11 protein-coding genes are annotated in these 11,429 nt (G+C 31.9%); all 11 read right to left on the reverse strand.

Going from position 1 to position 11,429, the window contains the following annotated elements:
* Positions 1–25: 25 nt before the first annotated feature.
* The 11 genes from ftsZ to X928_RS06110 all read right to left on the reverse strand — a co-directional run bounded on the left by ftsZ (position 26) and on the right by X928_RS06110 (position 11,109).
* On the reverse strand, positions 26–1,156 hold the full coding sequence (gene ftsZ / locus X928_RS06060) for a cell division protein FtsZ (protein ID WP_103078936.1): 1,131 nt from the start codon (positions 1,154–1,156) through the stop codon (positions 26–28).
* Positions 1,146–2,459 carry a cell division protein FtsA gene (locus tag X928_RS06065; protein WP_169926323.1) on the reverse strand — a complete coding sequence of 438 codons (1,314 nt, stop codon included), beginning with the start codon at positions 2,457–2,459 and terminating at the stop codon, positions 1,146–1,148. Before X928_RS06065 ends, ftsZ begins: the two co-directional genes overlap by 11 nt.
* A 1-nt stretch (position 2,460) precedes the next feature.
* The gene (locus tag X928_RS06070; protein ID WP_103076481.1) at positions 2,461–2,949 is read right to left on the reverse strand and encodes a hypothetical protein; all 489 of its coding nucleotides are present in this window, start codon (positions 2,947–2,949) and stop codon (positions 2,461–2,463) included.
* Positions 2,949–4,874 carry a DNA gyrase/topoisomerase IV subunit B gene (locus X928_RS06075; RefSeq protein ID WP_103076482.1) on the reverse strand — a complete coding sequence of 642 codons (1,926 nt, stop codon included), beginning with the start codon at positions 4,872–4,874 and terminating at the stop codon, positions 2,949–2,951. The genes X928_RS06070 and X928_RS06075 overlap by 1 nt, the downstream gene beginning before the upstream one ends.
* Before the next feature lie 23 nt (positions 4,875–4,897).
* Complete coding sequence (locus X928_RS06080; protein ID WP_103076483.1) at positions 4,898–5,188, reverse strand: DciA family protein; 291 nt, start codon at positions 5,186–5,188, stop codon at positions 4,898–4,900.
* 30 nt (positions 5,189–5,218) lie between these two features.
* The gene (locus X928_RS06085; protein WP_103078938.1) at positions 5,219–6,034 is read right to left on the reverse strand and encodes an aminotransferase class IV; all 816 of its coding nucleotides are present in this window, start codon (positions 6,032–6,034) and stop codon (positions 5,219–5,221) included.
* Positions 6,024–7,328, reverse strand: coding sequence for a tRNA (N(6)-L-threonylcarbamoyladenosine(37)-C(2))-methylthiotransferase MtaB (mtaB, locus tag X928_RS06090; RefSeq protein WP_103078939.1), 1,305 nt, complete (start codon positions 7,326–7,328; stop codon positions 6,024–6,026). Before mtaB ends, X928_RS06085 begins: the two co-directional genes overlap by 11 nt.
* Positions 7,318–7,776, reverse strand: coding sequence for a CBS domain-containing protein (locus X928_RS06095; RefSeq protein ID WP_103078940.1), 459 nt, complete (start codon positions 7,774–7,776; stop codon positions 7,318–7,320). Before X928_RS06095 ends, mtaB begins: the two co-directional genes overlap by 11 nt.
* 16 nt (positions 7,777–7,792) lie before the next feature.
* Positions 7,793–8,755 carry a 1-phosphofructokinase family hexose kinase gene (locus X928_RS06100; RefSeq protein WP_103076487.1) on the reverse strand — a complete coding sequence of 321 codons (963 nt, stop codon included), beginning with the start codon at positions 8,753–8,755 and terminating at the stop codon, positions 7,793–7,795.
* A 299-nt stretch (positions 8,756–9,054) separates the two neighbouring features.
* Positions 9,055–10,503 carry a radical SAM/SPASM domain-containing protein gene (locus X928_RS06105; protein ID WP_103078941.1) on the reverse strand — a complete coding sequence of 483 codons (1,449 nt, stop codon included), beginning with the start codon at positions 10,501–10,503 and terminating at the stop codon, positions 9,055–9,057.
* Positions 10,504–10,515: 12 nt separating this feature from the next.
* Positions 10,516–11,109 (reverse strand): TetR/AcrR family transcriptional regulator, encoded by a 594-nt coding sequence (locus X928_RS06110; RefSeq protein WP_103078942.1) that lies wholly within the window; start codon positions 11,107–11,109, stop codon positions 10,516–10,518.
* Between the last annotated feature and the right edge of the window lie 320 nt (positions 11,110–11,429).

Genomic DNA, 11,429 nt, shown 5'->3' on the forward strand with positions numbered 1-11,429 from the left:
TTAGAAGGTTTCCTTTTCATTATTATTATTGTTGTTGTTGGACTTCTTCTCCCGGAATTTCTTCTACATGATCTTGTAAATATTTGTTCAATTTGGATATTTCTTCAGCAACGACACCTTTACCAAATTGTCTATATAAGGCTGGTTGCTCATAAAGGTCTAGATAGTTTTCTTCTCCAGGTAATTTGTCATAACCCGATGCTATAACCGTCACTTTAATAACTTCTGGAGGTAAATCTATAACGGTAATTCCCATTTTTAGTTTTGCATCATCTATTGCGTATGAACGTAAAATTTCGTTAACAATTTTTACATCTTGTGTGGTTGGAGTCTTACCAGCAATGTTTACCAAAGCAGCGGTTGCATTCCTTACAGGATCTTCTAAGATCTTACTATTCAAGGCATTTTTTATAGCTTCTTCGGCTCTTTTTTCTCCTTTTGCAAGACCAATCCCTAGCATGGCAGAACCTTTTATACGTAATACCGAAGCTACGTCTGCAAAATCTAAATTGATCATACCTGGCTTCGTTATCAAATCAGAAATACCTGTTATTGCTTGAATAAGTATTTCATCAGCCTTCTCAAAGGCTTTATCAATGGGAATATCATCGTCGTTATCTATGAGTTTATCGTTTGATATTTTAATTAAACTGTCCACATACTTTTTAGTTTCTTGAAATCCCTTCAAAGCTATTCTTTCTTTTGTTGATCCTTCAAAGTGAAAAGGCAAGGTAACTATCGCCACTGTTAAAATACCCATTTGTGTAGCTAAATCGGCTATAATAGGTACAGCTCCTGTTCCTGTACCTCCCCCTAAACCCGCAGTTATAAATAAAAGATCCGTATCTTTTAAAGTTTCTTTTAAATCATCTTGACTTTCTAAAGCCGATTTTTTACCAATTTCAGGATCTCCGCCGGCACCTAAGCCTTTTGTTAACTCTTTTCCCAATTGAATTTTTGTAGGTGCGTCGTTACTTTCTAATACTTGAACATCCGTGTTAGCTGAAACTAATTCTACATCATCAATACCCTTTTTTATCATTCTCTGAATAGCATTATTCCCTGCTCCTCCGACACCAATAACTTTTATCTTGTAACTTGTTTTCCTACTAAATAATTTATCTCTTTTGTTGATTTCCTCCATTTCAAAGGGCATCTTCTTCTTCACCTCCCGTTATCTTCTTAAAAAAAGTTTTTAAGGCGGTTGTCGTTTTGTTGGAAGGTTTACTTCTTTTGGGGGATTCCGAACGAGTCTCTCTACTTTTTTCATTAAGATTTTCTTCTAATAGATCAATTCTGTACCTTTCTATTAACCCAAAAACACTCTGAAACTCTGGATCTTTTACTAACTCTTCTGGAATATTCTTGAAAGAGTCGAAAGATACTATGGAACTTTTCCTGAAATTTTCACCCATCAGTTCTTTCACAGTGCTTTCAATATTTCTTATCTTCGAACCTCCCCCAGTCAATACTATTCCTCCCTGTAAAGCTCCTACTTCGAAAGTTCTTTCATAACCTATTTTTGAGAGTTCTCCATTTAGCCTGCTTATGATTTCTCTGACCCGAGCAAAAATGATTTTATTTAAAAGACTTAAAGGAACGTAAGAATAACCACTACCCGTCAATAATTGGAAATTCACCTTTTTCATTACTTTAGTCTCTCTTGAACATGCCCCTTCCTCTTCCAATAATCTATGCGCCTCTCTTTCAGAAACCTTAAGTATATTGGAAATATCTTGTAATACATATTTCATTCCATAGGGGAAAGTATAGAATAACTTTGGAATACCCTCTTTAAAAATGATTATCCTACAAGAATTGTAACCGAAATCAATGACAGTGATTCCAACATTTCTATCGTTGGGAGTGGTAATAATATAACTATTCGATAAAGTTGAATCGTATATAGGAATTTCAGAAGTATAGACAATGTCTTTTAAAACGTTAATTAACAATGAAAAAGAATTTTCATCTACCCAAACAATATTTAGCGTTGTAGTTAAAGATTTTTCGGCAAAAAAAGAAACTGGATTTTTTACCCTTTTTTCGTCAATATGAAACTTCACAAAGTTAGAATCTAAAATTATTTTTCCTTCGTCCGTGTATTTTTTGATAACGCTTTTCTTGATGTTTCTAAGTTCATTTTCTCTAATTTCTGTTCTTTTACTAAATTCAACGGTAAAATTCTCTTCGGTAATATTTAAAGAGTTAGTAGAATATCCTACAATAATCTCAGTATTTTTAACCTTTTTTGGAGACTCCTGATTCAACTTTTCTATAAGCGTTTCAATCGATCTACGTAATGATTCCATATCTTGTATTTCACCATTAATGATGCCTTCAACTGGAAGTTTACTCAGCGAAATTGGTACTATATTTCCGTTTTCGTCTGTTTCAAAAAGGACTCCTTTTAGAAAAAAACTGCCTATATCTATTCCAATCAAATAATTCTTAGCCATATTACAACCCCCGATCATCGATTTTAAAAAAACTATGGTTACTAATAAAATAATTCCCAGGTCCTAAGAATTCTATATTACTAAGTGTGATCAAGAAATCGTTAATTTTTGGTAATTCAAGATATTCAATTCTTATGTTATTATAACAAAGTATTTCTTTATTTTGAAAATTTATTTCCCTAATTGACGTATTACAACAAATACTCTTGATAAAATTGAGTTCTTCTTTTTTTATTTTATCTTTCGAAAAAATTACTTTAATGAATTTTGGTTGTGGATAATCGCTAACAAATGTTATTTTATCATAAATATCAAAATAAAAATATCTATTATTTATTTCTATGTAATAAATACTTTTCTCAATTTCTATTTTATCTTTATAAACAAAAAGTTCTTCTTGAGTTTCATCAAAAAAAGGGCTGAGATGGTAAAAACAAATTATTAAAAGTAGAAGGTAAAAAAAGTTTAAAGTTAACTTTTTCCATTGCACTAAATATCGAGCTCTTTCACCTTATTAGCATTAGATTCAATAAACTCTCTTCTAACCGAAGGATCATATCCCATGAGTATTTCTATCATCTCTTCTGCCATTTCTAAATCTTCCATCTTTATTTTCACAAGTTTTCTAGTTTCTCTATCCATAGTGGTTTCTCTCAATTGGTCAGGATTCATTTCTCCTAACCCCTTATATCTTTGTAGCCTCCATTTTTTATCCCCATACTTTTTCTTCAATTCTTCAAGTTCATCGTCAGAATAAAGATAAAAATGTTGTTTTCCAACTTCAAATCTATACAAAGGTGGTTGAGCAATGTATACATATCCTTCTTCTATTAAAGAACGCATATATTTGTGAAAAAGCGTCAATACTAAAGTTCTAATATGCGCACCATCAACATCTGCATCAGTCATGATAATGATTTTACCATATCTCAATTTGGATAGATTAAACTCGTCTCCTATACCAGTTCCCAATGCTGTGAAAATATTCGAAACCTGTTCATTTTTTAAAAGTTTTAAAAAGTCAGTTTTCTCTGCATTTAGAATTTTTCCTCTTAAAGGTAAAATTGCCTGGTACATCCTGTCTCTAGCTTGTTTTGCATTTCCCCCCGCAGAATCTCCTTCAACTATAAAAAGTTCTGATTCGTTTAAATCCCTCGACGTACAATCTGCCAATTTACCTGGTAAAGTTGTATTTTCGAATATTGTTTTTCTTTTAATGCTATCTCTGGCTCTTTTAGCCGCCAGTCTTTTTTTGTAGGCTAAAAACATTCTTTCAAAAATGTTTTTTGCTTCTTTTATATTTGCATCAAAATATAAAGATAATTTTTCTGTAGTTATTTGATTTACTGCTTCTCTAGCAACTTTAGATCCCAATCTTCCCTTTGTTTGACCTTCGAAAACAGGATTGGGCATTTTTATATGTATTATGGCTAATAATCCTTCTCTCACATCTTCTCCACTAAAATTCTCGTCTTTTTCCTTTAAAACGTTGTACTTTCTTGCATATTCATTTGATAATCTTGTTAGAGCCTGTTTAAATCCAGATTCATGTTCTCCTCCATCGATAGTTCTAATGTTGTTCACAAAAGAAATAACATTGCTTTCTTCAGAATCGGTATATACAAAAGCTATTTCCACTTGAATTTCAGACTCCACTTTACTATATTGATATGATCCATACATATAAACCGGCTCGGAAATAGAATTCATTTTCCGCCGTTTCAAGATGTAATTTATAAATTCATTTAACCCACCTTGAAAATGAAATTCTTGCCTATAATCTCTTTTTCTATCTTCAAAGATAACTTTCAAGTTAGGATTTAAAAAGGCTATTTCTTTCAACCTATTCTCTATTAATCGTGATTCAACTGTGATATCTCCATCATCGAATATTTCTTTATCAGGGAGAAATTTCACAACAGTACCAGTCTTGTCTGTTTCGCCTATAACAATTACATCTGTTTGAGGAACGCCTTTTGCATACTTTTGATAGTATATTTTTCCGTCTCTGTAGACCTTTACCTCCATATATTCGGAAAGAGCGTTAACAACCGATGCTCCTACTCCATGAAGCCCTCCACTAACCTTATAGGCTTTCTTATCGAACTTTCCACCCGCATGAAGCGAAGTCATAACTAACTCCAATGTATTTTTGTTTTCAGTTGGGTGTATATCTACAGGTATACCTCTTCCATTATCCTCAACTTCAATAGAATCATCCTCATTCAAAGTAACTCGGATTGTATCACAAAAGCCATTAACATGCTCATCTATGGCGTTATCAATTATTTCATAAACCATATGGTTTAATCCGGTTTTACCCGTTGATCCAATGTACATTCCAGGTCTTAACCTAACAGGTTCTAGTCCTTTTAAGACTTTTATATCGTTTCCAGAATATGTTTTTTCTACCATTTAAACACCTCCACAAGAGTTCCTCAAGAAACAATTCTAATTCTATTTATCGTTTCATTTTCTAGAATAGAATTTAATGCGTTCAACAATATTTTTTCCCTAAAAAGTATTTCCTGTTTAACATAATTGTTTTCACAGGCTATTTCCACTACCTTCTCTTTTAAGAGATAATTTTTAACTGTTACATGTTTTGATAAATTCTCAGGCATATACTTAGGTAATTCTTCTCTTAATTTTTTTATTATATATATTTTTTTGTAGACCAAATTTTTTTTAGAAAGTTGTTTTAAAACTCCTTCAAACTTTTCCTCCATTTAGACCATCTTAGTAATATACTGTTTCCCTTAATCTTCTATTTTTTCTGTAATGAAATCTTTCCAATTATCGAGAATAGCTTCAGTTACTACACCAGGTACAGTAAAAGTAAAATCAGGAAAAATTCTTCTAACAGGTACTACCCCTCTTGAAGTGTGGGTAAGAAATACTTCCTCAGCAGATAAAAGTTCCCATACTTGAACATTTGCTTTCTCTTCAACTTCTAAAGATAAATCATTTGCTAATTCAAGGACATCTTCTCTGGTTATCCCCGGTAATATTCCTGATGAAATATGAGGTGTCAACAAAACGCCACCACTGACGTAAAAAATATTAGAATATGTGCCTTCGGTAACATTACCGAACTCATTCAAAATGATGGAATCATAATAATAATCGTATTTTTTATGGATGTATTTGATCGATCCATTTAAAGGTGTTTTTACATAATAAGGAATAATAGGAGAGGAACTTTTCCTTTCTCTAGCTATATTTACTACCACGCCTTCTTCAATTAAATCTACATCCTCTTTTAATTCTTCAACAAAGCAATAAAATGTTTTATATTTAGAAGTGAAAGGAGTTACATATATTTTAAATCTGAATTCTTCATAATTATGAATCTTTTTTGCCTGATTTAAAATTATTTTTATCTTTTCCAGAGGTGGTATTTCAAGTGCCATAAAATCAGCAGATCGCTTCAACCTGTCATAATGCCTTTTTAAATTGTAAGGAATACCTGAATAAGTTCTGAGTACATCATAAATGGAATAACCATTCACGAACCCTTCATCATCTCCACTAACCAAGGGAAATTCTACCCACTCTTTACCATTATAAAACATTTGATACCACCCCTTTATTTTCTTTAGACAAAGAAGATATCATCGTATTAAAAAACTGACCTTTTTCAATTTTTTTCTCATGAAATTGAACATTATGAGGGATATAATATTCATCGTATCCAAAAAAAACATCTTTTAAGCGATTTTCTGTCAATACCTTAACTCTAGACCCTATAACACCATTAAGGTAATTTTTTCTTGAGAGATCGGCAATTTTATTCATTTGTGAAAGTCTGGACTTTTTTTCATTTCCGGGTATCTGATTTTTCATCTTAGCAGCTACAGTCCCTTCACGTGGTGAATACCTAAAACTATGGACTTTCAAAAGCTTAAGTTCTTCAATTGAATCAAACATGATACCTAAATCTTTCTCATCTTCACCTGGAAAACCAACTATGAGATCACAGGTAATAGAAAATTTTGAGTCGTATTTTCTTAAGTTTTCAATGGCTGTATAAATCATTTTTCTATTATACTTTCTATTCATTGTTTCTAAAATTTTATCGGAAAAATGTTGAATCGAAAGATGTACGTGTCTTTCAAATATTGGATAAGCATTCAATATGGCAGACAAATTATCGGTTATTATTTCAGGATATAAAGATGTTATTCTTATTCTAATTTCTTTATCAGCAAAACGCTTCCCAATTTGATTTAATAGTTCTTCCAAGGTTTCTGAATTGTCCACTCCATAATATCCCAAATTTGTTCCGGTAAGCACTATTTCTTTATAACCTTTTTCTATGAATTTTTCTATACTTTTAATAACTTCTTCTTTTGGTAAACTGACTATTTTTAATCCTCTCAAAAATCTTATTTTACAGAATGTGCAGGAGTTAATACATCCTTCCTCTATGGGTAAAAAAACCCTTGTTCGGTTATCGTACGGTTCGTTGGGAACTAATATGTCATATTTTTCATTATGGAGCCAAAAATGCTTATCTGAGTATATACCTTCTTCGTACAAAAAACGGTCTATTTGTTTTTTTTCAAAATTACCTAAGACCACATCGGCACCTAATTTATTTAATTCTTCGGGATCAGAAATAGAATAACAACCTGTAGCTATAATCTTTGAATTTTCATTTAATTTTTTTAATCTCCTAATTGTCTGTCTAACCTTCCTTTCAGCCTCTGAAGTAACAGCACAAGTGTTTAAAACGTATATATCACTTTCACCCATTTTTTCTTCAAATACAATATCAAAATGAGGAGATAATTTCTCGGCCATCGCCTGACTTTCGGCTTGGTTCATTTTACATCCAAAAGTAATAAAAGAAACTTTACGCTTCATATTCTATTTCACCGCTCAATGTTCTACTAAGTAAACCTATTCTCCTAATAACCCCTACCAATCTTTCATTATCATCAACGACAGGCAAAACCTTTAACTTATTTTTTATAATTACATCTGCCACATGCAAAACCGTATCATCAAAGTAAACCTTAAATGGCTTTTTTATCATAAAATCAGATACTGGACGATCCAATATTTTTTTCAATCCATTAAAAAATTTATGGCTATCCGGTATAAAAGAAGTAGTTTCCATGAGCTTCAAATACCCCGGAAGTGAGGCATCAATGATACCGCTTTCGCTTAAATACCCTACCAGTCTAAAATCACTTGTAACTATGGGAAGTGCAGATAAATTATGCCTTCGACATACAGTAATAAAACGCTCTACTTTCTCATCTTCCATTAAAGATGTTAGATCTCTCTCCATTATTTCTTTAGCTTTCAAGGTAAACACCTCTTTGTTATTCTAATCTTTCAATGGAAAACCTATTTAAACTTCTTTTTATATCTTCTAAAGTTCCTATCTTTTTTTCTATATAATCCGTTTTGGAAATGGCACTAGCCATACCGAATTTTGCAGCTTCAAAATAATTGAAATTATAATTTATTATGTAGTATAATATTCCCGACATAAATGCATCCCCCGCCCCAAAAAGATGTGACTTCTCAATTTTTTCCTCCGGATTAAAAAGCCACACACCCTCATTAGTTGTTATTACGTCACCGAAAATCTGATAACTCATAACAACTAATCTGGCACCATTTTCTATAATTTTTTTTGAAGCATCAATAAAATCATCAATACTTTCCAGAGTTTTTCCAAAAATTTCTGTTTTTCTTCTAAAGTCTGGTCTTACAACGGTAGGACAATTATTTAAAATAGCTTCTTCAAAACAAGGGCCAAATGATTCCATGTAAGTAGTTTTTCCTCTTTTCTTAGCTTCCAACATCAAATCGGAATAAACACTACTTTTCAAACCTGGAGGAACACTCCCAGACACTACGACATGTTCCACTAATGAAAGAGAATTTTTGTATCTCCTCAAAAAATGATCGTAATCCTCATTGTTAATAAAAGGACCTTTACTGTTTATCAATGTTATTACTTCTTTTAAGGGATCTATTATTTCAATATTTTCTCTACTTTCTTCGTCTGAATAAACAAAATTCATTGTTATATTATCATACGCTGAAAGTTTGCTCTGAATAACGTTACCTATGTATCCCCCCAAAAAACCTGTTACTATCGATTTTATTTGTAAATTAGATAGCATTATTGAAACGTTAATACCTTTACCTCCTGGTTCCATTTTGGAATTTGAAGGATTTTCTATTCTATACATATTCCCTACTTCAAAATTATCAATTATAACTTCTCTATCCAACGAAGGATTTAAAGTGACTGATAAAAAATCGTACTCCATCGATTTCCTCCTAATACCAATATTATTTTATTAGTTATAGAAATTCAAAACTTGCTTTTGACGACCTTTTGCCCCATAACTCACCTTCTGCAGAGAGAGTTCTACCCTGTTACCTTTTTATAGTCAAAAATCGAATTTTTGAATATCTTCTTATTTCTAAATCGTCTCTATCTTGTTTGAATAATCGCCTATTTTTTATATTATATCATAACAAACCTAAGTATTATTAACCGAAAAATTAAAATAACGGGTACAAAAGACCCGTTATTTTAAAAGATAGCATTATAATCAAAGAATTACTATTCAGCTTTTTTGTCCAATGCTAATTTTTCTTCATTTTCTGAGTATCTTCTCATCCTTACTTTGTAGTTATATACACCTCTTTTTGAAGGATATTTCTCAGCGTAGCCTTCCTCATACCAAAGTTTATCGGCATATTTTTTCCATTCTTCGGCAAGTTGATCTAATTCAGGGGCTAATTCATTCACGGTCCTCTCGCTTCCGGGATGCTGTGGAATAGCGTTGAACTTCTTTACCATTGCCCTGAATACCTTCGGATTATCTATTATAGGGCATGGCCTAAACAAATTATTGGAATATGGAATGGTTCTCTTATAAGCCTCAAAAAATGGTGATTTTAATATATCTACAATCCGCTTTTCCCTTATATTATCCACAGCAAACTGTTGAAAGACACATGGTTCAGCATAACCTTTGGCGTTTATATGTAAATACTTAGCTCCCGCTGCTAAACAACCGTTAGTCAAGAAACCATGATTCCAAAAATCAGCAACGAAAGCAAACTTTCCACCTAACCTTAACTCTTCCAATTTGTAGAATCTTTCGTACCTTTGTTCTGCAGTAGGTACTAAATCCATCGAAGCATCCGCTCCTACGGGCATAAATTGGAAAACCCATGCATAACTCACATTGTTTTCTTTTAAATACTCCCAAAAATCATCGCTCATTATCACATCGTGATTTTTTCTTGTTGCTGTGACGGAGGCTCCATATACAACCCCATTTTCAGTTAAAAGCTTCCAAGCGTTTTGAATTTTTTCAAAAACTCCTTTACCTCTTCTCCAATCGGTGTCAGCTTCATATCCTTCTACTGATATAGCCAATGTAGCATTACCCAATTCTGCTAACTTTTTAGCATTTTCTTCATTAATTAAGGTTCCATTCGTATAAAGCAAAAAGTAAGAATCGTTGAACTCTTCTAGTACATCAAATAGATAAGGATAGACAAATGGCTCTCCACCAGTTATAATGAAGAAATAGATGCCTAAATCATTAAATTGTCGAATTACATCAAAAATTTCTTCTTTGGAAAGCATATACTTGTGACCATACATAGCAGCATAACAACCCACACATCTGAGGTTACATGCATAAGTTGGAGAAAGCACGGCTAATTTTGGAAGGACGATCCCATATTCATGCATCTTTTCCTGCCTTGTTTTTTCACCAACTGCAAACTCGTTGATGATTAGATTGTTTATTATTTTTTCAACAACTTTGGGATTAGATTTCTTGAACAAATTAGCCCAGTTCACCAACATCGGATCATGATTTTCAGCCCCTGTTGCTAATTTTCTTAACCCACTTTTCGCAGGTTCCTTAGAGAATTTCGATAAAGTCCATAACAATTTTCCCAGTTGATCTACATCAGAATGTCTTACAACGTTGGTTATTAATTTAGAACTTTGTTTAAGTAACATATTTTTCATTGAGTCCACAACTGCCATACCGGACACCTCCTAATTTTTGTTATCTTCTGTAAAACTTAAAATCATTTTTTTAAAATTATTTTTTATTTCCTCATTAGAAAATTCTATTCCTACGGCTCTGTATATAACTAAACCATCAAACATTGCTTGTAACATAAATGCTTTAGTTTTCGAATTAAATAACTTTTCAAATTTACCAAGGATCTTTCCGTAATTTTCTTTGAATGTTTGAGTTAAAATTTTCATCATACTTTGATCATGTGTAGAATTCATTAAAATTTCAAACAACCGCATCAGTTCTTTTGAAGGAAAAGTATTTAAAATTTCTGAATAAAGATTTGCATAAAAATCAGCACTTGCTTCCGCACAATCCTGAGAAAGCACGGATTCATTTTCTTCAAAAAAATTTTGGACTTTTTCCAACAGCGCACTAAAAGCAGAAACAATTAGTGAATTTTTATTTTTGAAATAGTTATATATAGAACCTTTCGACAAATTACACGAAAATGCAACATCTTCCATCGTCAAATTTGTCAAACCTTTTTCGCTTATTAATTCCAACGTTTTTTCTGAAATGTATTTTTTTCGTTCTTGTTTATCCAAAACCTTTACCCCTGTGTTCATTTAAATCACCTCTTTCCTGACTGACTGGTCAGTCAATTAAATTATATACTATTGTGAAAAATAATTCAAATATGACTAAATTTATCCAATTTATTACCGTACGATATTAAATGATATATAATCCTGTATTTATAGTAAATAGATAGTAAATATATTAATTAGAACAATAATCGTATTTTTTTAACTTAATATTTTTAGAAAAGATATTTTAATTACATGTTTTTGTTGAAAATTTTACTTTTTTATGTTCTTTTCAATTTGTCCTGCGCGCCCCTTAGCCCCGCAGCCCACCCTTTTTAAAATCTTTCTTATTTCTAAAG

Source organism: Petrotoga miotherma DSM 10691 (assembly GCF_002895605.1).
Classification (GTDB): domain Bacteria; phylum Thermotogota; class Thermotogae; order Petrotogales; family Petrotogaceae; genus Petrotoga; species Petrotoga miotherma.